Origin of the sequence: Streptomyces sp. NRRL F-5122, from assembly GCF_001507435.1 — a bacterium.
Lineage (GTDB): Bacteria > Actinomycetota > Actinomycetes > Streptomycetales > Streptomycetaceae > Streptomyces > Streptomyces lannensis.
In genome coordinates, this window is sequence record NZ_LMWH01000243.1 from 45,514 (window position 1) to 70,754 (window position 25,241).

At 72.9% G+C, this 25,241-nt stretch carries 21 protein-coding genes; 12 read left to right on the forward strand and 9 right to left on the reverse strand.

Going from position 1 to position 25,241, the window contains the following annotated elements; translation table 11 throughout:
- Positions 1-29: 29 nt before the first annotated feature.
- Together ADL25_RS27780 and ADL25_RS27785 are read right to left on the reverse strand one after the other, a co-directional pair.
- Entirely contained in the window at positions 30-545 is a 516-nt protein-coding gene (locus tag ADL25_RS27780) for a glutathione peroxidase (protein WP_059130579.1), read from the reverse strand.
- 35 nt (positions 546-580) lie between these two features.
- A complete protein-coding gene (locus ADL25_RS27785; protein ID WP_059130580.1) occupies positions 581-1,546 on the reverse strand; it encodes an ArsR/SmtB family transcription factor in 966 nt (321 codons plus the stop codon).
- A 78-nt stretch (positions 1,547-1,624) separates the two neighbouring features.
- Between ADL25_RS27785 and ADL25_RS27790 the strand changes: the two genes are divergently transcribed.
- Entirely contained in the window at positions 1,625-2,827 is a 1,203-nt protein-coding gene (locus ADL25_RS27790) for an MFS transporter (RefSeq protein ID WP_059130581.1), read from the forward strand.
- A gap of 93 nt (positions 2,828-2,920) precedes the next feature.
- On the opposite strand, the gene ADL25_RS27795 is transcribed toward ADL25_RS27790, so the two are convergent.
- Positions 2,921-3,823, reverse strand: a complete 903-nt coding sequence (locus ADL25_RS27795) for a slipin family protein (protein WP_079050611.1) — start codon at positions 3,821-3,823, stop codon at positions 2,921-2,923.
- Positions 3,824-4,289: 466 nt separating this feature from the next.
- On the opposite strand from ADL25_RS27795, the gene ADL25_RS27805 reads away from it, so the two are divergent.
- Together ADL25_RS27805 and ADL25_RS27810 are read left to right on the forward strand one after the other, a co-directional pair.
- On the forward strand, positions 4,290-5,207 hold the full coding sequence (locus ADL25_RS27805; RefSeq protein ID WP_059130583.1) for a LysR family transcriptional regulator: 918 nt from the start codon (positions 4,290-4,292) through the stop codon (positions 5,205-5,207).
- Positions 5,208-5,462: 255 nt separating this feature from the next.
- The gene (locus tag ADL25_RS27810; protein WP_159045021.1) at positions 5,463-7,094 is read left to right on the forward strand and encodes a DUF1416 domain-containing protein; all 1,632 of its coding nucleotides are present in this window, start codon (positions 5,463-5,465) and stop codon (positions 7,092-7,094) included.
- 208 nt (positions 7,095-7,302) lie between these two features.
- Here the strand turns inward: ADL25_RS27810 and ADL25_RS27815 are convergent, their stop codons facing one another.
- The gene (locus ADL25_RS27815; protein ID WP_059130584.1) at positions 7,303-8,409 is read right to left on the reverse strand and encodes a Gfo/Idh/MocA family protein; all 1,107 of its coding nucleotides are present in this window, start codon (positions 8,407-8,409) and stop codon (positions 7,303-7,305) included.
- Between the two features lie 184 nt (positions 8,410-8,593).
- Between ADL25_RS27815 and ADL25_RS27820 the strand changes: the two genes are divergently transcribed.
- Positions 8,594-9,001, forward strand: a complete 408-nt coding sequence (locus ADL25_RS27820) for a winged helix-turn-helix transcriptional regulator (RefSeq protein ID WP_063805762.1) — start codon at positions 8,594-8,596, stop codon at positions 8,999-9,001.
- Positions 9,002-9,101: 100 nt separating this feature from the next.
- Here ADL25_RS27820 and ADL25_RS27825 read toward each other — a convergent pair whose 3' ends face one another.
- From ADL25_RS27825 to ADL25_RS27835, 3 genes are all read right to left on the reverse strand, one after another.
- Positions 9,102-9,626, reverse strand: a complete 525-nt coding sequence (locus tag ADL25_RS27825) for a hypothetical protein (RefSeq protein ID WP_059130585.1) — start codon at positions 9,624-9,626, stop codon at positions 9,102-9,104.
- A 138-nt stretch (positions 9,627-9,764) separates the two neighbouring features.
- On the reverse strand, positions 9,765-10,580 hold the full coding sequence (locus tag ADL25_RS27830) for a DUF1028 domain-containing protein (protein ID WP_059130586.1): 816 nt from the start codon (positions 10,578-10,580) through the stop codon (positions 9,765-9,767).
- 156 nt (positions 10,581-10,736) lie between these two features.
- Positions 10,737-11,087 (reverse strand): winged helix-turn-helix transcriptional regulator, encoded by a 351-nt coding sequence (locus tag ADL25_RS27835; protein ID WP_059130587.1) that lies wholly within the window; start codon positions 11,085-11,087, stop codon positions 10,737-10,739.
- Between the two features lie 83 nt (positions 11,088-11,170).
- Here ADL25_RS27835 and ADL25_RS27840 point away from each other — a divergent pair, with 83 nt between their 5' ends.
- Positions 11,171-11,608, forward strand: a complete 438-nt coding sequence (locus tag ADL25_RS27840) for a TIGR03618 family F420-dependent PPOX class oxidoreductase (RefSeq protein WP_059130588.1) — start codon at positions 11,171-11,173, stop codon at positions 11,606-11,608.
- A 274-nt stretch (positions 11,609-11,882) separates the two neighbouring features.
- On the opposite strand, the gene ADL25_RS27845 is transcribed toward ADL25_RS27840, so the two are convergent.
- Positions 11,883-12,554, reverse strand: coding sequence for an ABC transporter ATP-binding protein (locus ADL25_RS27845; protein WP_234381074.1), 672 nt, complete (start codon positions 12,552-12,554; stop codon positions 11,883-11,885).
- A 243-nt stretch (positions 12,555-12,797) separates the two neighbouring features.
- On the opposite strand from ADL25_RS27845, the gene ADL25_RS27850 reads away from it, so the two are divergent.
- The 4 genes from ADL25_RS27850 (at position 12,798) to ADL25_RS27865 (ending at position 20,897) form a co-directional block, all read left to right on the forward strand.
- Positions 12,798-16,109, forward strand: a complete 3,312-nt coding sequence (locus ADL25_RS27850) for an ABC transporter permease (RefSeq protein ID WP_059130589.1) — start codon at positions 12,798-12,800, stop codon at positions 16,107-16,109.
- Position 16,110: 1 nt separating this feature from the next.
- Positions 16,111-18,915 (forward strand): hypothetical protein, encoded by a 2,805-nt coding sequence (locus ADL25_RS27855; protein ID WP_059130590.1) that lies wholly within the window; start codon positions 16,111-16,113, stop codon positions 18,913-18,915.
- Positions 18,912-19,880 (forward strand): ATP-binding cassette domain-containing protein, encoded by a 969-nt coding sequence (locus ADL25_RS27860; protein WP_059130591.1) that lies wholly within the window; start codon positions 18,912-18,914, stop codon positions 19,878-19,880. The genes ADL25_RS27855 and ADL25_RS27860 overlap by 4 nt, the downstream gene beginning before the upstream one ends.
- 318 nt (positions 19,881-20,198) lie before the next feature.
- Positions 20,199-20,897, forward strand: coding sequence for a GNAT family N-acetyltransferase (locus tag ADL25_RS27865; RefSeq protein ID WP_059130592.1), 699 nt, complete (start codon positions 20,199-20,201; stop codon positions 20,895-20,897).
- A 65-nt stretch (positions 20,898-20,962) separates the two neighbouring features.
- Here ADL25_RS27865 and ADL25_RS27870 read toward each other — a convergent pair whose 3' ends face one another.
- A complete protein-coding gene (locus tag ADL25_RS27870) occupies positions 20,963-21,340 on the reverse strand; it encodes a VOC family protein (RefSeq protein ID WP_059130593.1) in 378 nt (125 codons plus the stop codon).
- 198 nt (positions 21,341-21,538) lie between these two features.
- Between ADL25_RS27870 and ADL25_RS49175 the strand changes: the two genes are divergently transcribed.
- The 3 genes from ADL25_RS49175 (at position 21,539) to ADL25_RS27885 (ending at position 25,121) form a co-directional block, all read left to right on the forward strand.
- Positions 21,539-21,835 (forward strand): hypothetical protein, encoded by a 297-nt coding sequence (locus tag ADL25_RS49175; RefSeq protein ID WP_059130594.1) that lies wholly within the window; start codon positions 21,539-21,541, stop codon positions 21,833-21,835.
- Between the two features lie 374 nt (positions 21,836-22,209).
- Positions 22,210-24,261: a PA14 domain-containing protein gene (locus ADL25_RS27880; protein ID WP_059130595.1), complete on the forward strand. Its 2,052-nt coding sequence runs from the start codon at positions 22,210-22,212 to the stop codon at positions 24,259-24,261.
- Between the two features lie 92 nt (positions 24,262-24,353).
- On the forward strand, positions 24,354-25,121 hold the full coding sequence (locus ADL25_RS27885) for a class I SAM-dependent methyltransferase (protein WP_059130596.1): 768 nt from the start codon (positions 24,354-24,356) through the stop codon (positions 25,119-25,121).
- Positions 25,122-25,241: the final 120 nt, after the last annotated feature.

The window sequence follows — 25,241 nt, forward strand, 5'->3', positions numbered from 1 at the left end:
GGGCAGGGTCAACCATGTGGAGAACGCGGTCAGACGATCGCCTTCTCCACCGCCGCCACGACCTCGGCGGACTCCGGTTCCGTCTTCGGCGCGAAGCGGGCCGCGATCCGGCCGTCCTTGCCGATCAGGAACTTCTCGAAGTTCCAGCGGATGTCGCCGGTGTGGCCCTCGGCGTCCGCGTGGCCGACCAGACGCTCGTACAGCGCGTGCCGCCCGTCGCCGTTCACCTCGACCTTCTCGGTCATCGGGAAGGTCACGCCGTAGGTCGCCGAGCAGAACTCCGCGATCTCCTCGGCGCTCCCGGGCTCCTGCCCGAGGAACTGGTTGCACGGCACCCCGAGCACGGTGAAGCCCATCGGCGCGAAGCGCTCCTGCAGCCGCTCCAGGCCCGCGTACTGCGGGGTCAGCCCGCACTTGGAGGCCACGTTCACCACGAGGACGGCCTTGCCCGCGTACTGGGAGAGGTTCGCGGAACCGCCCTGGAGGGCGTCGATCTCGACGTCGAGGACGGAGCCGCCGGAACCGCTGGTGTTGTCTGTAGTCATGACGCGGATGCTAACTCCGCATCATGACGAGGCCGTCAGTCCCGCTGTGCTGTGACGAGCACCTCACCCGCGGCCGTACGGGAGTAGAGCACCGACCGGCCGGTCCGTCGCCGATCCACCAGACGGGCGTCGAGCAGCACCTTGAGGTGGCGCCCGACCGTGCCGAGCCCCTGTCCGGTCACGGCGACCAGCTGGCTGGTGCTCATCGGCGAGTCGAGCAGGACGAGGACCCCGGCCCTGGCCGGTCCGAGCAGGGTGCCGAGGCTCTCCGGCACCTCCGTACGCGGTCCCTGCGCCAGCACGCCCGCACACGGGTAGACGACGGCGTACCGGTCGGTCTCCTCCCAGGACACCCAGCCGGTCTGCGGGGTGACGGGCACGAAGAGCAGCTCGGCGCCGGAGATCTCGCGCGGCGGGTACTCGTGCAGATTGACCTGGAGCCGGTTCCCGCCGAGCCAGCGTGTCCGCCCGGGCCGCAGGGTGTCCACCGCGGCCGCCCAGCCGCCCCGGCCGAACTGCGCGGTGCGGGCGACCACGTCGGCCTCCAGGATGCGGCGCCGCCGGTCCCAGTAGGGGCGTACGGTCCGCGTCCACACATAGGTCAGGAGTTCGGCGGCGCGTTCCGGCAGGTCGTCGCGGTCCAGGCGGGCGGGGAGCGGGCCGCGCAGGGAGACCGTGAGATGAGCGCGGGCCACGGCGGGGGACGCCGTGCGCACCCGGGCGACGCCCTCCTCGAAGCTCTCCTGCTCCCTCGGGGTGGGGGTGAGGAAGTCCGCGATCCACTCCCGGCCCAGGCCGCTGCGCACAAGCAGCGCCGTGACCGGGTCGTCGGCCAGCAGCCGCCGGTAGGCGGGCAGATGGGTGTCCAGCCAGGCTCTCTCGCCGGGGTGGGAAGCCGCGCCCGCGTGCAGCAGCTTCAGGCTCGCGAAGGTCTCGGCGAGCGGCGACACCATGAACCGGCTGCCGGCGAGGGTGTCGGCGTTGAGGTACCAGAGACTCATGGGGCCCGCGCCCTCCCGATGTTTCGCGTGTACGCGAAACATTAACGACCGTGCACGGGCGCCGCCCAGACTCCGCGCATGCGCAGCTACTCCGACCTCTTCCGCACCCGGGAGTTCACCCCGTTCTTCCTGTCCACCTCCCTCCTGACGGCCGCCTCGACCGTCGGCGGTCTGGCCCTCGGCACCCTGGTGTACCGCGCCACCGCCTCGCCCCTGCTGTCGGCCGTGAGTATGTTCGGCCCGCAGCTGGCGCAGGTCCTGGGCGCGACGACCCTGCTGTCGGCGGCGGACCGGCTGCCCCCGCGGGCCACCCTGGCCGGCATCGCGTGCGTGTTCGCGGTGGGTACGGCGGCGATGGCGGCGCCCGGCCTGCCCGTCGGCTGGGTGTTCGCGCTGGTCCTGCTTCTCGGTCTGGTCCAGTCGCTCGGCGGCGGGGTCCGCTGGGGGCTGCTGAACGAGATCCTGTCCAAGGACGGCTATCTGCTGGGCCGTTCACTCTTCAACATGATGAGCGGGCTCATGCAGATCGCCGGATATGCGACCGGCGGTGTTCTGGTGGCGGTCCTGTCCCCGCGCACGACCCTGCTGACCGCGGCGGCCCTGTACCTGGCGGCGGCCGTGGGAATCCGTCTGGGCCTGAGCCGCCGCGCCGCGCGGACCGGCGGTCGTCCCTCGGTCGCCCAGACCTGGCGCACCAACGCGCTGCTGTGGTCGTCGCCGCCGCGCCGGAGGATCTATCTGCTGCTGTGGATCCCCAACGGCCTGATCGTCGGCTGCGAGTCGCTGTACGTCGCCTACGCACCCGAGCGCGCCGGGGTGCTGTTCGCGTGCGCGGCGTTCGGGATGTTCGTGGGGGACGTGACCATGGGCCGTCTCGTGCCGCCCGCCGTGCGGCGCCGCCTCGGCGTTCCGTTGCTGCTGCTTCTGGCGACGCCCTATCTGCTGTTTGTGCTCCGTCCCGCGCTGCCGGTCGCGGCGGTCTGTGTGACGGTGGCCTCGGCCGGCTTCGGCGCGAGCCTCGTTCAGCAGGAACGGCTGATGGAGCTGACGCCGGACGCACTCGCCGGGCACGCCCTCGGTCTGCACTCGGCGGGCATGCTCACGATGCAGGGCGTCAGCGCGGCGCTGGCCGGAGCGGTGGCCCAACTCGGTTCGCCGGGCTCCGCGATGACCGTGATGGCGGTGGCGTCGGTCATGGTGACGCTGGCGGTCGGGGCCCGGCGCCGGCAGCCGCGCGACGGCCTTCTCGTGCCCGCCGCGGGTGCGAAGAGCGGGGAGTGAGACCGCACTTCGGGATGCGGGGGGCCGTCGCGTCCACCGGCGAGGGGGCCCGGTCCCGGACCACGAAGGTCCGGGACGGGGCCGTCCGCGTTGTCACGCCTCGTTGCCGGGCGCCTCGTTCGCGGGCGACGGGAAGACCGCGGTCGACAGCCGCGGGTCCGCGGGCGGCTGCACCTGCGGGGCCTGCGGGGCCTTGACGGCGTCCGCCCGGGGCCCCGGCGCCTCCTCGGACCCGAACTTGCGCGCCGCCCGGTCGAAGTACCGCAGCAGCTCGACCGGGAAGGGCATCACCAGCGTCGAGTTCTTCTCCGCGGCGACCTCCACGACCGTCTGCAGGAGCCGGAGCTGCATGGCCTCCGGGGTGTCCGACATGATGCGCGAGGCGTTGGCCAGCTGCTGCGCCGCCTGGAACTCGCCGTCGGCGGTGATGACCCGGGCCCGCCGCTCGCGCTCGGCCTCGGCCTGCCGCGACATGGAGCGCTTCAAGGACTCCGGCAGCTGGACGTCCTTGATCTCGACGCGGTCGATGTGGATGCCCCACCCCGCGGCCGGGCTGTCGATCATCAGAGCGAGGCCTTCGTGCAGCCGCTCACGGTCGGACAGCAGATCGTCGAGGTCGCTCTTGCCGATGATGGACCGGAGCGAGGACTGGGCGACCTGCCCGACCGCGAAGACGTAGTCCTGGACCTCGATGGCGGCCTTCACGGGATCGATCACCCGGAAGTAGACGACCGCGTCGACCTTGACCGAGACGTTGTCCTTGGTGATTCCCTCCTGAGTGGGTACCGGCATGGTCACCACCTGCACGTTCACTTTCCGCATCCGGTCGGCGAACGGGATCAGGAACGTGATGCCCGGCTGCCTGTGGTGCGACTGTGCCTTCCCCCAGCGGAACACGACCCCGCGCTCGACCTGGTTGACCACCCGCATTCCGCTGCGCAGCACGAGCAGAACCAGCACGACCACCAGGACGACCGCCACGACGGTGCCTTCCATGGCACTTCACTTCCCTTACAGGGTTTCGAAGAGTGACACCCAGATGGACACCGCGGACCGGAGTGCCGGATGCGGGCGAAGCGTCAGGAGTTCGTCAAGAAACGGGAACCGGCCCCCATCCACCTGGAAGGCTGCACCGCCCGGGAGCACAGCTCCTCGATCCACGCGGTAGCCTCTGCGTCGGCCTCCGGCGGCACCGGGCGCCCGTCCCACGGCACGGTGGACTCCCCGCAACGGGACCGCGGTGGTGGCGGCGCCGAAGTCCCGTGCCTCGCACGGCTGTTCACGGAGCGAGCGCCGGGCGAGTGCCTCCGAGTCGCACATGCCGCCGACCGACCTGTCGACTCCCCCGAATGTCGACGAGTCGGCCGGCCGCAACCAGACGATCGCAGCGGAGGGTTGGTCGATCAAGGCCGAAGTAGTACACAATCCATGAGCCGGGCTCATCGATGCGAGGAGCAAGGCAGTGGATCTGACGGAGATCGAGACCTTCCTGGTACTGGCGCAGGAGCTGCACTTCGGCCGCACGGCGGAACGCATGGGACTGTCCCAGTCCCGCGTCAGCCAGCTGATCCGGTCCCTGGAACGGCACATCGGCGCACCGCTGTTCACCCGCACCAGCCGCCGGGTCGAGCTGACCCCGTTGGGCGAGCACACCCGGCGGACGCTCGGCGCGGCGTACACCGGCCTCCGCAGGAGCTACGACGAGGCCTGCGCCATCGCGCAGGGCATGGTCGGGACCCTGCGGGTGGGCTTCCTCGGCTGCCTCAACGGGCCGCCCCTGACGGACATGGTCGTCGTCTTCGGCCGCCGCCACCCGGCCTGTGACGTCGTGGTGACCGAGGTGGCCTGGCGCGACCCCTACTCGCCGCTGCGCAGTGGCGAGGTCGACGTACTGCTGACGCTGCTGCCGATAGACGAGCCCGACCTCCAGGTGGGGCCCGTCCTGGTGTCCCACGGGCGCGTGCTGGCCGTCGGCCTGGACCATCCGCTGGGGGAGCGGGAGTCGGTCGACATCGAGGACCTGGCGGGCTGGGTCCTGCTCGACGGTCCCGCCGAACTGCCGGAGGCCCTGCGGCACGGCTTCTGCCCGCCGTTCACCCCGACCGGCAGGCCCCTGCGCCGCGGGAGGGGCGGGAGCACCTACCAGGAGGCGCTGCACAACGTCGCCACCGGCGAGACGGTGTGGACGACCCATGAGGGACTGTTCCGCGCATACCGGCATCCCGGCGTCGTACACCGCCCGCTCAGTGGTCTGCCCCGGGCCAACGGCGCCCTCGTCTGGCGCGCGGACACCGAGAACGCGAAGGTCCGCGCGTTCACGTCGCTGGCCGCCCAGATGGTCTGCGACCGGGTGCCCTCCCCGGCGCGGCGGCCGGCATGACACTGCGGGTGCCCGGGGCCACGAGGGCGCATGCCCCACCCCGGTCCGGTGCGGCCGTTGCGATCAGGGGCCTCGTGGGTTTGACGGCGCCGAAGGGATGGGGTGTGGTGGAGGTATCCCGTCCGAGGGACGTGCCGTCCGGAGCCGTCGTCGACGGCTCACGTCCACGGCACTGCGCCCGGCGTTCGCGGCGTGGGGCGACCTGGTCGCACGCACCGGTCCGCGGACGGCACGCCACAGATGATCGGAACGCCCGTGGATCCCGCTACCACCACCCGGACCGTCGTGGCCGGGCGGGTCCAGGCCGCCGACGGGTCGGCCTCGAGCGCCTGGGTCCGCCTGCTCGACCCGGCGGGCGAGTTCGTCGCCGAGGTCGCCACCTCACCGGCCGGCGAGTTCCGCTTCGATGTGCTCCCGGGGCGCTGGGTGCTGCGGGCGCTCTCCCCGCTCGGAGTCACCGAGACACCGGTCGAGGCGGAGCCCGGCCGGACCGTCGAGGCCGAGCTGCGTCTGTGCGAACTGCTCCCCGAACGCCTGGAGACCATCCAGATCTCCACACTCAGCCTCGGCAACCGGAGCTACCTCATCACGGACGGGACGGTCGCGGTCGCCGTCGACCCGCAGCGCGACGTGGAGCGGATCGTCGACGTGCTGGACTCCCGCGGCCTGCGGCTCGGTTCGGTCGTGGAGACCCATCTGCACAACGACTACGTGACCGGCGGCCTCGAACTCAGCCGCCGTTTCCGGACCGGGTACGCGGTGCCCACCGGGCCGAGGCTGGGCTTCGACGCCGTCCGGGTCGCCGACGGGGACCTGCTGGAAGCCGGTGAGCTGCGGATCCGGGTGATCGCCACGCCCGGGCACACCGACCACCACGTCGCCTACGCCTTCGCGTCCGCCGACGGGGTGCCGCGGCTCGTGTGCACGGGAGGCTCGCTGCTGTACGGCACCACCGGACGCACCGACCTCATGGGCAGTGAGCGGACCGGGCCGCTGGTCCACCAGCAGTACCGCTCGGTCCGCCGCCTGGCCGAGCTGCTGCCGGACGACACGGTGGTGCTCCCGACCCACGGCTTCGGCAGCTTCTGCGCCGCGACCACGACGAGCGTGGTGCAGCGGTCCACCATCGGCCGGGAACGGCAGGTGAACCCCGTCTTCGACCAGACTGAAGACGCCTTCGCCACGACGACGCTGGCCGCTCTGGAGCCCTGTCCCGCGTACTACCACCGCATGGGGGCGATCAACGCCGCCGGGCCGGTGCCGCGGGCCTCGCTCGCCCCGCCCCGGCCGGCTGAACCGGCCGAACTGGCCGACCGGATCGCGGCGGGCGAGTGGGTGGTGGACGTGCGCGCACGAGCCGACTACGCCTCGGCCCACCTGCCGGGCACCGTCAACTTCGACGCCTCGGGGTCGCTCGCCACCTATCTCGGCTGGCTGGTGCCGTTCGACTCGTCCCTCTCCCTGCTGGCCACCGGCCGCAACCAACTGGAGGCGGTCCGGATCGAGCTGCTGCGGATCGGCTTCGACCGCATCGCGGCCGCGGCCGTCGGGAGCCCCCTGGAATGGGCGGGCGCCCAGTGGCTCGCCTCGTACCCGCGTGCCGACTTCGCCACCCTCGCCCGGGTCCGGACCGGGCGACCTGTGGAGGTACTGGACGTCCGGGGCGGCCGTGAGTGGCGCTCCGGCCACCTCCCCGGCGCCCGCCACATCCCGCTGCCCCAACTGCCCCAGGCCCTCGCGTCCCTGCCGGACGCGGAGTACTGGGTGCACTGCCACAGCGGCTTCCGAGCCGCGATCGCCGCCTCGCTGCTCGCCGCCGCCGGCCACCGGGTGGTACTCGTCGACGACATCGTGGAGCACGCGGTGATCGACGCCCTGGAGCGGTAACGGATCGAGCCGGGGCAGGCCGGTGGTCCCGACTCCCCCCCGCGAAAGCCCGGTCAGCCGGCCCCGGGCAGCAGGTGCGCCGCATACTTCGCCATCGCTTCCAGCAGCTCCTTCTTCGACGGGCTCACCATCGCCCGCCCGGCCACGGTCACCGGACGGACGCAGCGATCGCCGGAGTCCGGCCGCCGGTCCGTGCGTCGCGCGGACCTCAGGCGGCGGGCTTGAGGGCGGTCCGGGTCCGGGAGGTCGCCTCGATGAGGCCGAGCAGCCGGTGCCGCTCCAGGGCGTGGTCGAAGCCGGGGACGGTACGGGTGCCGTCGCGGAGGTCGGCGGCGAACGCGGCGTAGACCTGCGCCACGTTGTGTGCCGGTCCCGTCAGCCCGCGGGGAACCGCGGCGAAGTACCGGTCGGGGATCTCGATGGGTGCGACCGTGTCGTCGGACCCGCGGCCACCCTCCAGGCGCAGGTCTGCCACCTGCAGGTTGCCGTTGACGCCAGGGGCGGTCAGAACCAGATCGCCCTCGGTGCCGTTGATCTCCCAGCGCAGGTTGTCGCCGCGGGAGTGGGCCCCGCGGTAGTAGACGGAGGCGGCGGCGCCTCCCCGCAGGGTGCCGGTCACGGACACCTGGTCGGGTGCGGTCACCGGGACGGTGGTCCCCTCGTCGGTGATCCGGACCTCCGTACGTCCCCTGACGAGGTTGGCGAAGACCTCGTCGAAGTCTCCGAGCGCGAAGTTCAGCGCCTCCAGAGCGTGCATGGCGGGGACCGTGAGGGTCGTCGTGCCGCTCGCACGGTCGAAGATGTAGGCGTGGGCGCGGTCGGTCTCGCCGACCCAGGCGAGCCCCGAGCCGATCAGGGTGGTGCCGAGCACCTTGCCGACGTAGCCGTCCGCGACCAGGTCGCGGACATGGCGCACGGCGGGGGCGAACCGCGCCTGCAGACCGATCACCGTGCGGACCCGTGCGGTGCGGGCGCGCTGCGCCAGGTCGACGGCCTGGTCGAGGTCGACGCCGAGCGGCCACTCGCTGTAGACGGCCTTGCCGGCCTCCAGCGCCTCGGAGACCAGCATGTGGTGGTGGGCGACCTTCACCGACACGACCACCAGGTCCACCTCCGGGTGGGCGATCAGATCGCGGTGGTTGTCGAAGCCCGACGGGACGCCGAACTCCTGGGCGGCCGCGTCCGCGGACGCGCGCCGGGTGGTGCTGATCGCCCGCAGTTCGTAGTCGGGCAGGACCCTGAAAGCCGGTATGTGTCCGAGTGCGGCCCAGCCGCCGCGGCCGGCTCCGATGATGCCGACGCCGATCTTCGCCATGTGGTTCTCCTCGTGCGCTGTGGCAGTCCGCCTTCGGCCTCCGGTCACCGCCCTGTGGCTTTTACAGTGGTGGGACGCATGTGATGCGCTCCGGCACCGCCGACTGCTCACGATCGAGCCTCGTGTCGGTGGCGGATCCGGACAAGAGAGCACTTCGAAGTGCCCAGGTATCCCGGAGGGAACCGTGACCGCGGCAACTGCAGAAGAACTCCGTACGGAAGCGGCGTCCGAGTCCCCGGGCTGCCGCGAGGAGGCCCGTCCGCTGATCCGCAGCGTGCTGGAGCGGATCGGCGACAAGTGGAGCGTGGTCGTCGTCTGCCAGTTGGGCGAGTCGACCTACCGGTTCAACGAACTGCGGCGACTGACCAGCCCCATCACGCAGCGGATGCTGAGCGTGACGCTGCGCGGTCTCGAGCGGGACGGCCTGGTCAGCCGCACCGTGCATCCGACGGTTCCGCCCCAGGTCGACTACGCGCTGACCGAACGCGGCCGCTCGCTGCTCGGCGTCGTCCGCGATCTGGCCGGCTGGGCCGACGCCCATGCGCAGGAGATCGGCGAGTCCCGTACCGAGTACGACGGCCGGGAGGAGTGACCTTCCGGCCGTCGTACCCAGAGGACAGCGTGTGGCCTGTGCGCGGCTGAACGAGGCCCGGCGGCCCCGGAGTTCCCGCCGTCCGTGCTCTGCGCCCGTCCTATCGGTAGTCCTCCGGGTGGCCCTGCATCCAGGCGTTGATCTTGTCCCGGGTGCCGGTGAGCAGTTGCTGGTGCTGCTTGAGGTTCTCGAAGGAGCGGTCGCCGCCGAGTTCGGCCCGCAGTTCCGCGATCCGGGCCAGAGGCTCCTTGAAGTGTGCGGGTCCCTGGGGGTCCGCCTTCATCGCCGCGTCGAGGCCGTTGAGCTCGTCGAGTACCCGGCCGAGGAAGTACTCGCAGTTCCCCGGGGTCGTGCACCCGTCGTTGTAGGTGGCCTGGAGCCGGGCGAACACGTCGCGGACCTTCTCGACCCCCGGTGCCGGCTCCGTCGCGTCGGCGGCGGCCGGCTCGCCCGCGGCCGGCTCCTGGGCGGCGGGTGCCGACGCCGTCGTGCGGACGTCGTGTGAGGGCGACGTCCCGCCGCCGGACGTCGTGTTTGGGCTGCCGGAGCAGGCGAGCAACAGGGACGCCAGGGCCACGACGAGCGTGGAGGCGCCGAGAGCGTGGCGTGCGCGTGTGTCGATCATGCCGCTTAGGACTCTTCGGAGGGCTCGCCGGTTGCGCCGCCGCGCGCCGGACACGCAACGGCGCCGATCCGCCCCGGGGCCGGACCTGTCGGCCGCGGACCGCTCCCGCATCCGGCAGGGCCGGGCCGTACGAGCCCGTTACTTCCCGTCCGGGGCGGCGTCCCGCAGCCGGGCCAGCACCACCGGATCGATCTTGCCGGAGACCAGGCGGTTCTCGAGGTTCTCCACCCCGGCCCACATGTCCAGTGAGGCGTAACCGCGCTCGGTGACCAGGCTCTGGACCTCCTCCTTCAACTCACCCGACAGGTCGAGCAGGGTGCCCGGGTCGGGCGTGCCGAACAGCAGCTCATGGACGTCCCGCAGGCGCCGCAGCTCCCCGACCGGGTCGGGGTGGTCGTCCACCCGGAGGTCGCATGCGACATCGCTGCCACCTCCGTATCCGGCGCCCGGTGACACCACGTACAGGGCCGCGCTCTGGCGGCCCCGGCGGTCACCGCCCGCCGCGTCGCCCGCCGCCAGCACCGCGAGGAGCCGACGGTCGAGCGCCTCCTGGGGCGAGGACAGCCAGGCCGACTCCATGGCCTCGACCACCTCGGGGCCGGTGAGGATGTTGCCCTGGATCGCGTAGCCGTCCCCCGCCGTCCCGCCGGCCCAGTCCAGGCACTCCTCGCCGGTGTACGTCGCTCCGGGACCCTCGGGTCCGACGATCCCCACCTGACGGTGCGCGCGTTCCCGGTCGGCGGCGACGAGACCCGCCACCACGTCCGCGGGCTGAACGCCCGTACGCAGCAGGGCCAGTCCCTGGGGGAGGTAACGGAGGTTGGCCGCCGCCTGGGTGGCCACCGCCCCGGCCCCGGCCTCCGCGGCCGGAACCACGGCACCGACCGCAAGGAACTTGCTCGCCACTGCGATGCCCAGGGCCTTGCCGGACCGGGCCACGATCGAGAACGTCATGGAAGAGGACCCTAGAGGGGCCCGGACACCGGCACCAGAAGCCGGGACGGACACTCACGCCGGTGATGTGTTGCCGCTGTCGCCCGAGGGGGCGAGCGGCCGGAGCCGGGCGCGCCGGGGCGCCGGTGGACGAAGCGGGGTGCCGGCCGGGCTCGTTCAGGAGGTGCGGCGCAGCGGGGTGGCGTGGCGCTCGCCCCATTCCCGAAGGCCGCGGAGGACGGGCTCGAGGTCCTTGCCCGCGGCGGTGAGCAGGTACTCGTCGCGGGGCGGACGCTCCGAGTACCGACGGCGCTCTATGAGTCCGGACTCCTCGAGCTTGCGCAGACGCAGTGTGAGGGTCTCGCGGGGTGCGCCGGTGTTGGTCCGGATGTCCTTGAACCGGTGCACGCCGAAACCCAGTTCGCGGAGCACGAGCAGCGTCCAGCGCTCGCCCACGACGTCGAGCGCGTCGGCGATGGGGCAGACCCGGGGCGCGCCCGGATTCGTTGGCTCGCTGTTCCGACTCACCCTGCTACGGTAGCGCCGCGGTGAGTCCGAAAACCGAATCCACAGAGGTCCGGTGCCGGACGCGGACGAGGGACAGGGTGCGTATGACAACGCTGGACAGGTTCGCCGCGCTGGCCGCGAAGGAGAGCGGTCTGGTCGTCGTCTCGACGCTTCGGGCGGACGGCACGATCCATGCCTCGGTGGTGAACGCGGGGCTGCTGCCGCACCCGCTCACGGGCGGGCAGGCGCTCGGGTTCGTCACCTACGGCAAGGTCAAACTGGCCAATCTGCGGGCACGGCCCCAGGTGACCGTTTCGGTCCGCTCCGGCTGGGACTGGGTCACCGTCGAGGGCTCGGTCGCTCTCGTGGGGCCGGACGATCGGGTCGCCGGCGTCGACGGCGAGCGGCTGCGGCTGCTGCTGCGCGCGGTGTTCACGGCGGCCGGCGGCAGCCACGAGGACTGGGACGAGTACGACCGGGTCATGGCGGAGCAGCGGCGCACGGCCGTCCTGGTCACCCCAACCCGGATCTACGGCCGCTGACCTCCCGCGTCCGCGCCCTGCTCCCGGTCCTCGCCGAACTGCACACGTGGGGTCGGCGACACGCCTCGCCGGGGCAGAATCTCTCGCACGCGCACCAAGACCACCCACGGCTCGCCGAAAGGCCCGAGCGGTTGAGCGGCGCCCCCGGGACGGGTTTCAGCAGGGACCAGTTGCGCCGCGGCGCGGAACGCCTTGTCCGTGGATGCGCACCGGGCGTCGGAAGGCCGCAGGGATTCCGCCTTCCCGGATCGGCCGGCATGCGCCGCCCCCGAGCTCATTCCGCCGGGACGATACGGCCGTCCCGCAGCTCCAGCACACGGTCGGCGATGGCCAGGAGCTGGGGGTCGTGGGTGGCCACGAGGGCGGTGACGGACTGGCTGTGGACGACCGCGCGCAGCAGTTCCATGACGGAGCGGCCGGTCTCCGCGTCGAGCTGCCCGGTCGGTTCGTCGGCGAGGAGGAGGGAGGGGCGATTGGCGAGGGCGCGGGCGATGGCGACGCGCTGCTGCTGGCCGCCGGACAACTCGCCGGGACGCTGTGCGGCGTGGTCCTCGAGGCCGACCAGGCTGAGCAGCAGGGCGACGCGGTCCTCGCGTTCGCGGCGCTCGGTCTTGCGCAGGCGCAGCGGGACACCGACGTTCTCGGCCGCGGTGAGGACGGGCAGCAGGCCGAAGGACTGGAAGACGAAGCCGATGTGGTCGCGGCGCAGGTCGAGCAGTTCCTTCTCGCCGAGGCCCACCAGTTCGGTCCCGGCGACGCGGACACTGCCGGAGTCCGGGCGGTCGAGCCCGCCGACCACGTTGAGCAGGGTGGTCTTGCCGGAACCGGAGCGGCCCTTGAGTGCGACGAGCTCTCCGCGCGGCACACCGAACGACACCTCGCGCAGGGCGTGCACCGCCGTCTCCCCGCGGCCGTAGGTCCGCGTGACCTGGTGAACCGTCACCATGTCGCCGTCCGCCGATGCCGGGTCGCCCCCCGCCGGGCCGTCCGCCTTGTCCAGCACCCGTTCGCTCATGCCGGTCAGCATAATCTCGCCCGTGGATCACCTGACAGGCCCCTGGTGTCCAGGTACGTTGTGGCCCGTGTTCTCATGACCACAGGGACAAGGGGAGAACGGAACAGGCTTCGCCGGGGGCGGAGCCGGCCGCGTGCCTCTGGGCAGGTGCGCGGGACGGTGGCGGGGTGAGTCTTGACGGGGTTCGTGTTGCTGCGCGCACGCGCGCACTGGCTGCTGCTGGGTGCTGCGCTGCTCTGCGTGGTGCTCACCACGTGCGTGATCGCCTCGCTCGCGGCGTTCAGCGGAGCGGTCGGGGATGTCGGACTGCGGCGTGCCCTTCAGGACCAGGGGGCGGCGCGCACCCTGGTCGAGGCCGACGCGGATGTCACCCCCGCCGACCGCGCCAAGCTGGACGCGGCCGTGCGCAGGACCGTTCCCGCCGCCTTCGACGGCATGCCGGTACGGGTGGCCGCCAGCGTCCAGTCCGCTTCCTACGGCCTGCCGCGCGCCGCCGGCACCTCGCATGACGCCGACCCCGATCTGACGCTGCTGGCCACCCTCGACCCCGCGCAGGTGACGATGACCGGCGGAGCCCGGCCCGGCCCGCCCGGGCCCCGGGGCCCGGTGCCCGTCGCCCTGCCCGAACAGGCCGCCCGTGCGCTGGGTCTGCACGCCGGGGACCGCGTCACGCTCAGCGACCGCCGCGGCGGCCGGCCCCTGCACGTGCTGGTGACGGGCCTGTACCGGCCGGTCGACCGCACCGCGCTGTACTGGCGGCTCGACCCGCTGGGCGGCCGGGGGGTGCGGACGCTGTCGTTCACCACCTACGGCCCGATGCTCGCGGACCCCGGCGCCTTCACCTCCGGGAGCGTTCCGCCGGACCGTATGTACTGGCAGGCCCGCGCCGACTTCTCCGCCATGAGCACGGCGCGCATGGACCGTCTGGCGCACAGCGTGCAGCAGACGCTGCACGACCTGGACCGGGCGACGGGCGGATCCGTGAGAGCCCGCAGCGAGTTGCCGGATCTGCTGACGGATCTGCGCCGCACGCTCCTGGTGAGCCGCTCCACGGTGCTGATCAGCACGCTGCAGGTGGTGCTCCTGGCGGCCTTCGCGCTGCTCCTGGTGGCCGGCCTGCTCGCCGGGGAACGGGCCGGTGAGATCGCGCAGCTGCGGGCCCGTGGCGCCGCCCGCTCCCGGGTGGCGGGGCTCGCGGCGGTCGAGGCCCTGCTGCTCGCGCTGCCCGCGGTCGTGGTGGCCCCGCTGCTCGCGGGCCCGCTGCTGCGGTTGCTGGCCGGCCATGGCCCGCTGGCCCGTGCGCAGGTGCGGCTCGACGCCTCACCGGCCGGGACGTGGTCCGTGGCCGCGATCACCGCGCTGGTCTGCGCGCTCGCCGTCGTGGGCCCGGCGCTGCGCCGCTCCGGCACGTACGTCGACGAGCGGAACACCGGTCGGCGCCGGGACGCGCTGCCCGGGATCGTGAAGGCCGGGGCCGATGTGGCGCTCGTCGTCGTCGCGGTACTGGCCTACTGGCAGCTGTCCCGCCGTGCTTCGGGCTCGGGAGTCCTGACGGTCGACACCGGCGGCGCCCTCGGTGTCGATCCGGTGCTGGTCGCCGCCCCGGCGCTCTGCCTGTGCGCAGGTGCCGTACTGGCCCTGCGCCTGCTGCCGTTCGCGGCCCGGCTCGGCGAGCGGCGGGCCGCAGGCACCCGCGGACTGACGGCGGCGCTCACCGGCTGGCAGCTGTCCCGCCGGCCCGGACGGGGAGCGGGCCCCGTGCTGCTGGTGGTGCTCTCCGTGGCGATGGGGATGTTCGCGACCGGCGAGTACTCCAGTTGGGCGCGGTCCCAGCGCGACCAAGCCGACTTCGCGGTCGGGGCGGACCTCCGGGTGGTCGGTTCGTCCACCCCGCCCTTCGCCCAGGGCGGCGTCTACGACGCCATTCCCGGCATCGCGGCCGCCACCCCCGCAGTCCGCACCGAGGTCTCGCTGCCCCGCGACCGCAACGCCACCGTGCTGGCCATGGACACCGCGGCCGCGGCCGGGGTGGTCGACTGGCGTGACGACCTGACGGACCGCTCACCGAGCCGACTGCTCGGGCCCCTCCACTCCGGTGCGCAGGCGCAGGGCAGTACCGCGGGCTTCGAGCTGCCGGAGAACACCGGCCGGCTGAGGATCACCGCGCGCCTGGAGGTGCTCGGCCCGGCCGGCGGGTCCTCCCGGAGCACCGTCGCACCCGACCTCGTCGCCACCGTCACGGACCGGTACGGCGTCCCGTACTCATTCCCCTTGGGCACACTGCCCCCGGACGGCCGTCCGCACGTGCTGACGGCGGACTTCGCCGCCGATTCGGACCGGGCCGAGGGCGCGGCACCCGCCGCGCCGCTCCGGCTGACCGGCATCAAAGCCGCCTACCGCCTGCCGGAACGCGGCGAGGAGCACCGGCTGACGGTCACCGGGCTCAGCGCCGTCCTGGCCGACGGACGCACGCACGCCGTCCCGGTGCCCGCCGGCGCAGCCTGGGGTGCCCGGGTGCTGACCTCCGCCACGGGCGACTCCGACGGCGCCCCCCAGCGGCCTCGGGCGACGGCGGCACCCTCCACCGCCGCGGCCCCGCTGTCCATCAGATACGGCACCGGGCAGGCGTCGCCGGACGACCCCGTCGAACTCACGAGCGGGGAGCTGGACCTGCGGGCCGACACGGCCGCCGTCCCCCTGCCGGCCGCGCTCGCCACGGATGCCTTCCTGCGCGCCACGGGAACACATGTGGGTCAGACGGCCGACGTCAGCCTGGGCAACACGACGTTGAGGGTCCGTGTCACCGCAGTCGTCAGTGCCCTGCCCACCGTCGTGCCGCCTGCCACCGATAACGGCGGTGCACTGCTGCTCGACCTGCGCGCCGTGAACCGGGCCCTGGCGGACCGCGGCGGGGTGGCGGTGCAGCCCGGCGAGTGGTGGCTGGCCGCGGACCACGGCGCCGTCTCCCGTGTCGCGACGGCGCTGCGGGGGCGTGCCGATGCGGCCTCGGTGCTGGTCCGGGACGAGGAGCGGGAACGGCTCAAGGCCGACCCGCTCGGTGCGGGCCCGCAGGCCGGACTCCCGGCGGCGGTGGTCGCCGCGGCGGTGCTGGCCGCCGTGGGCTGCGCGGTGGCGGCGGTCGGCGCGTACCGGGAACGCGCGGACGAACACGCGGTGCTGAGGGCTCTGGGCGCCTCCCGGCGCTCGCTGGCACGCGGGGCCGCCGCCGAACAGGGGCTCCTCCTGGTCGTCGCGGTCGCCGTCGGTGCGGGCCTCGGCGTACTGCTCACGCGCCTCGTGGTGCCGCTGATCGTCCTCACGGCGCAGGCGGAGCGTCCGCTCCCGGCCCTCCGCGTCGAACTGCCCGCGGGCCCCGTGGTGCGGATGCTGATCGCGGTGACGGCGGTACCGCTGCTCGTGGTCGTACTGACGGCGCTGCGATCGGGCGAACCGGCTCAGGCCCTGCGCCGCCAGGGAGGTGAATGACATGACCGCTCTTCCGAGTCCCCGGCGCACGTCCGCCGAGGACGGCACCGTCCCCTCGGCCGACACGCCCTGGATACGCACCCGTCTGCGCGCGGCACCCGGCGCCGCGCTGGCCCTGTCACTACTGGTTCTGGTCACCGCGTTCCTCGCGGCGGCGCTGCCCCGCGCGATCGACGTTCACGAGGACACGGCCCTGCGCGACACGGTGGCGCAGGCGCGTGTCGCCGATCGCAGCGTGACGGCGACGCTGGACGTGTCGTGGCTGTCCTTCCCCTACAACGCCCGGTCCCTCGTCACCCCCCGTTCCCTGGCCTCGACCGAAACGGTGTTCCAGAGCTTCGTCCACCCGCCCCTCGCTCTGGACCGGCGGCAGACCGTATACGGCGTACGGACGGCTCAGGCCGCGCCCGCCACGGACGCGTACCTGCCCCGGCCGACCGCGCACACCGACCCGGAGGCAACCGTCGTCGCCCAGCCGGACCTCGACCGCTTCACCCACGTCGTGGACGGACGACTGCCCCGGCCCGGCTCGGGCACCGGCACCGTCGAGGCGGCCGTCACCGAGCGCACGGCGCGCGTCATGCATCTGCGCACGGGTTCCGTGGTCCATCTGGCCGGGGGCGGTGAAGCGGGGCTCGTGATGCGGATCACCGGTGTCGTCCGGCCGCTCCACGGCGAGGCCGCCTACTGGAACGAAGAGCCGGACCTGAAGGCGCCGACGCTGTCCACGGTCCCCGGACAGGACCGCTCGGACCCCAAGTACTACTGGCACTTCACCGCCCTGATCGACGACAGAGCGGCGGGGGCCCTGCTCGGCCTGCGGGAAGGCGCCACCGCGTACTGGCGCCACCCCGCCGACACCGGCGCCCTGACCGCGCGCTCCGCCTCGGACCTGGTGGACCGTATCGCCGCGCTCACCAGCGGCCCGCAGGCCGCACAGCTCCAGCAGCGGACCGGGCTGCGCGGGATCACCGTGGAGGAGGAGGGGCTGGCCACCCTCGTCGAGCCGTTCGGACAAGAACGTGCCGCCACCGCGCCGCTGGTCATGGTCGCGGCGGTCGGCGTCGGCACGGTCGCCGTCATCGTGCTGCTGATGGCCGGTGAACTGGCCGCCGCCCGGCGGCGAACGGAGCTGGTGCTGCTGCGCGCCCGGGGAGCGGGTCTGCGCGGCCTCGCGGTGCGTCTGCTCGGTGAGAGCGTCCTGACGGCGGTACCGGCCGCGGCCGTCGGACTGGTGCTCGCCCTGCTGCTGATTCCCACGCAGCGCTCCGCCGCCGCCGTGGCCGCGGCGGGTGCGGTCGCGGCCGTCGCGTCACTGGCGCTGCCCGTACGCGCCCTGTTCGCCGTCCGCACGGTGCGGCCGGGCGAGCCGGAGGACCTGGTGCGCGCCCGTCCCTCGCGGCGCCGCACCGTCGCCGAGCTGACCGTCGTCCTCGTCGTGACCGGCGCCGTGCTGGCGCTGCGCCGCCGCGGTACGGCGGACGGCGGCCTCGACCTGCTCACCGCGGCCGCCCCGGTCCTCGTGGCGGTGGTCGCGGCCGTGGCGCTGCTCCGGCTGTATCCGCTGCCGCTCCGGCTGCTCGCCCGGCCCGCGGCCCGCCTGCGGGGTGCGGTCCTCCCCCTGGGCGTGGCGCGCGCCGGCCGCGCCCCCGCCACGGCCACTCTGCCGCTGCTCGCCGTCCTGGTCGCGCTCACCGTCACCTCGTTCGGCGGTGCGGTCCTCTCCGGCGTGACCGCCGGCCGGGACCGGGCGGCCCTCGCGGCCGTCGGCGCGGACGCCAGCATCGAGGCACCGGCCGCCCTGCCGGCCGGTCTTGCGGAACGCGTCCGCCGCCTCGACGGCGTGCACGACGTGGCGCCCGTCCGCATCGAAGCCGGTCTTCGCACGGATTCCCGCAGGACCGTTTACGACCTGTTCATGGTGGACCCCAAAACCTATGCGCGGCTCGCCGCGGCGACGGGCGTGGACGACGGCTTCCCCGCGGGAGCGCTCGACAACGGCCGTGCCGGCGCGTTCGCCGCCGTCGTGTCCCCGCAGCTGGCGGGGCAGTTCGGGAGCGGCCCGAACATCGTGCGGGCGTCCGCCGGCTCCTTCGAGGTGCGGGCCGTGGCGACGAGGAAGGCAGCCGCGGCGGCGACCGCCGGCCGGAACTTCGTCATCGTGTCGTCGAAGGCCCTGGCGAGGGCCCATCCCGACTGGCTGGACGCGGGCTCCCTGAACCCCACGGCGCTCTACATGACCGGTGACCACATCGACGGCCATTCCCTGCGCGCCACCGCTCACCAGGCGTCGGCCCGGCTGACCGTCCTGGTGCGGTCGGAGGAGCGGGCGGCGCTGAAGAGCACCGCTCTGCAGTCCGGTACCCAGCACGTCTACTTGGCGGTGGTCGCGGCAGGCGGCGGCTACTGCGCCCTGGCTCTGCTGCTCTCCCTGCTGCAGAGCTCACCACAGCGCAGCACCACGCTCGCCCGGCTGCGCACCATGGGCATGCAGGGCCGCCAGCGCCAGTGGCTCGCCGTGCTCGACATGCTGCCGCAGATCCTGCTGGGCGCGCTCGGTGGCATGCTCACCGGGCTCGCCGTGGTCCCGCTGCTCCGGCCCGGGGTGGACCTGACCGCTCTGGCCTTCACCAGCAGGCCGCAGACGGCCGACGTACCGACGGTGGTGCTGGACACCGACCCGCTCGCGCTCGTCCTGCCCTCGGCGGGGCTGCTGGCCGTGGCGTGCGCCGTACTGGTGGCCCAGGCATGGCTGACCGGACGAGGCGGCGAAGGCACGAACCTGAGGATGGGTGACCAGGCATGACGGAACAGACCTCCGCGGCGCCGGACGCGCTCACGCTCGCCGATCTGGAGCGGCGCGTCGAGCAGCAGCGACAGCGACCCGCCCACGGCCACGACGCGCTGATCGCGTGCGACCGCCTCGTGCGCATCTTCGCCGGCCAGGGCGGCGAGGTGCAGGCCCTGCAGGGACTGGACCTGCTGGTCGCGAAGGGCGAACTCATGGCCCTGGTGGGCGCTTCGGGCAGCGGCAAGTCCACGCTCCTGAACATCCTGGCGGGCCTGGACGTCCCCACCGCGGGCGGCGCCTCGGTCGCGGGCTTCGATCTGCTCGCCATGGACAGCCGGTCCCGGCTGCGCTACCGGCGCGAAGTGGTGGGCTTCGTCTGGCAGCAGACAGCGCGCAACCTGCTGCCCTACCTCACGGCCGCGCAGAACGTGGCCCTGCCCATGCGCCTCAGCGGCATCGTCAAGGGCAGGCGGCAGCGCGCCGCCCGCACCGCCGAGCTCCTGGAGATGACCGGCGTGGCCCACTGCCGCGACCGGCGTCCGCACCAGATGTCGGGCGGCGAGCAGCAGCGCACCGCCATCGCCGTCGCACTGGCCAACCACCCGGCCCTGGTCCTGGCCGACGAGCCCACGGGCCAGCTCGACTCCGCCACCGCCGAGCAGGTCTTCGCCACCTTCCACACCGTCAACGAGGAACTCGGCACCACGGTCGTCCTGGTCACCCATGACACCGCCGTCGCCTCCGCGGTCCACCGCACCGTCGCCATCCGCGACGGACGCACCGCCTCGGAGGTACTGCGCCGCACCACCACCGACGACCAGGGGCGCACCATGACCACGGCGCGCGAGTACGCCACCGTGGACCGTGCGGGACGCCTCCAGCTCCCGGGCGACTTCACCCAGGCCCTGGAGATCCGCGACCGCGTCCTGCTGGAGCTGGAGCCCGATCACATCACGGTACGGCCGGACCAGGCGCCGTAGAGGGCCCGGCGGGCGTCCGGGAGCCGTCGCTCGGCGGATCAACCGCAAGGGGGGCCGGAGAGCCGCCGCACGCGGTCACCCGCCGGGCCTCCCGTGCGGGACGGCCGGTGCACCACGCAGGGGGCAGACGGCGGATGGCCGGCGCGCACCGGAGGCTCGTCCGGGACACGGCCCCGGTCGGACTTCCCCGAGGTCGGCGGGACACCTCGCCGACCCCGACCGGCCACCGCCTCTTCCACGGGCCGAGCGCCGGCGTGGCTAGACTCCGGCCGGCATCGGCCCGGCCTGAGCGGCCACGGGGTTCTCCAGGGGGGGCACATGGTCTGGTCACGGCTTCGTCGCGGGCGGGACGCGCCCGGACTTCCGCTCCCCGGCGTTTGCGGGCACCGGCGGCACACCCTGCGCACGGGCCGTCTCCTGTTCTACAGCCTGGAGACGTGGCTGGACCTCGCCGCCGCCCTGGCCGCCGGCTCGGACCCGGAGGCCCAGCGGTGGCTCGGATGGGACAAGCACATCATGACCGACCCGAAGGTCCGCGAGGTCTATGTGCAACTGCGCCCCGGCGACACCGACTCCCTCCGTACGTACCCGGCCGTCCAGCGCCTGCTGCGCCATCTCGTCGAACCCGTCCCCGACCAGGCGGTGGCGCTGATCGGTGTGCGCGTGGACGACGGCAGATACGCCGGGTTCGCGGAGCTGGACCCCGACACCGGGCTGATCGGTGGATGGCTGGCACCGCACGCGCGTGGCCTGGGGCTCGGTGTGGAGCTGTTCGGGGCCGTCGCGTCCCTCGCCCACACCCATCTGGGGCTTCGGACGGTGCGGGCGGGCCACGAGCCGGCCAACACCGCGAGCGCGCGTGCGCTGGCGGGCGCAGGCTTCGTCGCGGACGACGGGCCCCCGCGCCACACCCTGCGCGACGGCCGTGAGGTCGACGCCTGCTGGCTCCGGCACACGGCACCGGGGACGATCTCCCGCTGCCGTGCCGCCGGTCGGCAGGACCGAAGGAACTCCTGAGTCGTTCGGCCGTGGGCATCAGGAAGTCGGGGAACACCGCGAAAGCGTGCGGGCCCCGATGGGCATTACCCCTTCAGCCGCTCCGCCGCGCTGCGTTCCACGCAGAACTCGTTGCCCTCCGGGTCGTACAGAGTCACCCACCCGGTTCCGTCGGGCCGACGGTGGTCCCCCTGAAGCGTGGCGCCGAGCGAGAGCAGTCGCTCGACCTCCTCGTCCCGGCTGCGGTCCTGGGGCTGGAGATCAAGATGGACGCGGTTCTTCACGGTCTTGCGGTCGTCGACCCGCACGAACAGCAAGGCGGCTGCCGCAGCCGTGACCGAGGCTTCCGGATCTCCCGGAAAGTCGTCATCGGCGAGCGAGCCGTCCAGGGCCTGGGCCCAAAAGCCCGCAAGGGCATAGGGGTCGGTGCAGTCGACGGTGACGTGGCGGATCAAGGAAGTCATGCGCGCAACCCGATCACGAATGCCTCATGGGGTCCAGAGCCCGCGTCCTCGATGTCGAGCGTCTTCCGGCCTGGGCGCCGGGGGAGTTGAGGCGAACGGAGGGCCACCGCACCGGTGCGTTCCGAGGCCGGCCATGGGTGATCTGCTTCGCCGGCCGTCGGCGTAGCCTCGTCCGCGCCGGGGTTGATCGACAGGCGTGTGGGGGAGCAGGGCCTGATCTTCATGACGCTGGGCGCGACCGTCATCGGCGACCGGCTCTTCTGCAGCGAACGGCACAGCCAGAACTATCGGTCTCCGGAACCGACCCGGGATGTCGCGCCGCCCTTTGCCACCGGATCTCCGGAACATCTGGGCCGGATCGCCGCCGCCTGGTTCGAGGAGATCACGAGCCGCCCCGTCATCTCCCCTCTGTCGTCGAACGGATACCGGTTCGTCCCTCCGGGGGCCGCCCTTCCGCCGAGACATCGCTGGGTGCGCAACGGACCCCGGTGCTGAAGCCGTCCAGAGGAGGGCTGCGGTACGTGTCACAGGTGCTGAGCCGTGTCGGTGATCTCGAGCCGACGGCACATCGCAGGCCGGGCCCGCGCCGTCCCAGAGGTAGTGATCGAGTGCGCACCGAGGGCGGGGCCGGCCGGGGAGATCGTCTGCCGACCGCTGTAGTCCCGGCCGTTGACTTCGCTGCTGTACGGCCATGGGGGCTGCGCCGGCGTCGGCCGATCCCTCGAAGGACACGCGCTGTTCACCGGTACGGCCGACGAGTGCCGAACAGCCGTAAGAGACGGGGCAACCCTGCCCCCGTCTCATGGGTCACACAGGAGCCACCTGTTCACAGGTTTTTCAAAGGTCCGAAAGGGGCCCCACCCTCTGTGATGACTCGTACCCGGCTGACCGCGCTGGCCGCGACGGCCGCCGTCGCCGCCGTCGGCGGCCTGATCACCGCCGCTCCTGCCTCCGCGGCCGTCAGCTGCACCTCTCCCGTCTGGAAGGCTCAGTACTTCGGCAATTCCACCTTCAGCGGCACGCCGAAGCTGACCGCCTGCGACTCCGCCATCGCCGAGAACTACGGCTACGGCGACCCGCCCGGCGTCACGCTCCCCAAAGACAACTTCTCCGTCCGCTGGTCCCTCACCCGGGACTTCGGCTCCGGCGGGCCCTTCCGGCTCTCCGCAGCCACACAGGACGGCATGCGCGTCTACGTCGACGGCGTGCGGAAGATCGACCTGTGGAAGAACGTCTCCACCACCGCCCGCAAGACCGTCGACCTGACCGTCCCGTCCGGCAAGCACACGCTGCGCGTCGACTACGTCGCCTGGACCGGCACCGCCAACGCCGGTTTCACGTACGCCCCGCGCACCGAGGCCGGAGTCGACAGGGTCAAACCGCTTGCCCCGACCGGCTTCACCGCCGCGTACAACCGGGACACGAGGAAGACCACCCTGCGCTGGGCCGCGAACAAGGAGATGGACCTCGCCGGTTACCGCGTGTACCGCCGGCTGAGCGCCACCCAGTGGGCGAAGGTCAGCGGTTCGTCGCCGCTCACCTCGCCCTCCTTCGTGGACGCGACGCCCGCCACGGGCCAGACCTTCCTCTACGAGGTCCGCGCCGTCGACAAGGCGGGCCGCGAGTCCGCCGGCAGTCTCGACGCCACCACCGTGAGCGTGGACCGCACGGGGCCGGCGACGCCCACCGGTCTCACGGTCGCCGGCGACAACTGGTGGGCCACCCTGGCCTGGCAGGGGCCCGCCGACGCCGCGAAGTACGAGGTGTACGCCGCGTCCGCGGCCACCGGCCCGTTCACACTGCTGGGTACGACGACCACGACGTCGTACCGCACCGAAGCGCCCGTGAACACCCTCCGGTACTACCGGGTCCGCGCCCTCGACGTGTCCGGCAACCCGTCGGCGTACGCCGCCGTCACCGGCGACGGAGTCGACCGGACACCGCCGGCGAAGTCCCCGACCTCTCTCGGCTCCGTCGTCAACGTCGGCGACACCGAGGTGTACTGGGACCAGCCCGACGGCTTCTATGAGGACTTCGACAACGGCGGGTCCTACCGCGTCTACCGCTCGCCGGGCAAGACCCTGGACCCGGCCGCGCTCACCGGCGTGACCTGCGCGGAGTGGAGCGACGAGACCAGCACCGGCGGCAAATGCCACGACCGGGACATGCCCGCGGGCACATATGTGACGTACGCGGTCGCGGCGGTGGACCCGGCCGGCAACGAGTCGGCGCTGTCCGCCCCGCTCGTCGTCCGCACCGGCGACCGCGTCGCGCCCGGTCCGGTGGGGGGCGTGAAGGCCACCCCACGTGCCGACGGCGTGCTGGTGAGCTGGGCGGCCTCGACCGAGGACGACGTCGAGCGCTATGTGGTCCGGAACGGCACCCGGCAGGCGGACGGCACGGTCAAGTGGCTCGGCACCGCCTCCTGCTGGGAGGGTACGAGCGACCCGCTTGCCGTCCTCTGCGGCGACCTGCCGGACGGCGAGACGTACGTGTACGCGGTCGTCGCCAGGGACCGCTGGGGCAATGCGCTGTCCCCGAGCGACCCGAAGGTCACGGTCGTCGAGGCCACCGAGCTGGACGTCCGGCCGTCCGTGACGGTCGTCCGGGACTGGGACCTCGGCAGCCTGGGCCACGGCAGTTTGATCGGCCCCGAGCAGGACGGGCCGTCCATCGGCTGGCGGTGCGAGAAGACGGCTGTGTGCGACACCGTCGCGGGCTACCGGGTCGGACGGTGGAACGCGGTCACGAAGGCGTACGAGCCGCTGCACGCCGGACTGCTGCCCGCGGAAACCCGTGCCTACACGGACACCACGGCCGCGCGGGGGGCCACGCACTTCTACACGCTGGAGGCGGTGCGCGCCGACGGCAGCGTCGCGGCCACGTACGTGTGGAACTGCGTCTTCCAGGACCGCGTCTAGCCGGCGCGAGGTCGGCGGAACTGCGTCATGGGCCCCGGACCGTGATCGGTCCGGGGCTCCGCCTCGGGTGCCGGGCGCGGTAGCCTCGGGCCATGCCCGAGACCTCGGCGGCGAATTTTTACGACGAGCTGGCCGACGACTACCACCTGATCTACGCGAACTGGGACGCGAGCATTCGTCGCCAAGGAGAGGTCCTGGACGGCCTGATGGGCCGGGACCACGCGGCGGTGCTCGACTGCTCGTGCGGCATCGGCACGCAGGCCATCGGCCTGGCGCTGCGCGGGCACCGTGTCACCGGGACGGACCTCAGCGCCCGCGCCGCCGCCCGCGCTGCCCGTGAAGCCGCCCGGCGGAAGGTGTCATTGCGTACGGCCGTCGCCGACATGCGACGCCTGCCGTTTCCCGACGCCCGGTTCGACACCGTCGTCTGTGCCGACAACTCGCTGCCCCATCTGCTGACGGAGCAGGACGTGCACGCCGCCCTGGCGGAGATGCGCCGCGTGCTGCGCCCCGCGGGCCTGCTGCTGCTCAGCACGCGCCCCTACGACGACCTGCTGCGCGACCGCCCCGATTCAACGCCCCCCCAGGTCCACCGGCCGGCGGCCGGAGGAGAACGGACCGTCACCTTCCAGCTCTGGCACTGGCACGAGGACGGCGAGCACTACGACTTGGAGCACTTCCAACTGCTGCCGGCCGAAGGTGAATGGCACGTCAAGGTCCGCCGGACCGTCTACTGGGCGCTGGGCCGTGACCGACTGGCGGGCTTCGCCACCGACGCGGGGTTCGCGGACCCCGAGTGGCGGATGCCGCAGGAGACGGGCTTCTTCCAGCCGCTGCTGGTGGCACGCGCAGGCGAGTAGGCGACACCACCGCCGTGCGCGGCGTTTGCCACGATGCTCAGGGGGTGAATCTTCGGCCGATCTGCCACGGATGCGGCACGACTGCTCTTCGTCCCCAAGTGACTCAGGCGAGGGCTCTGC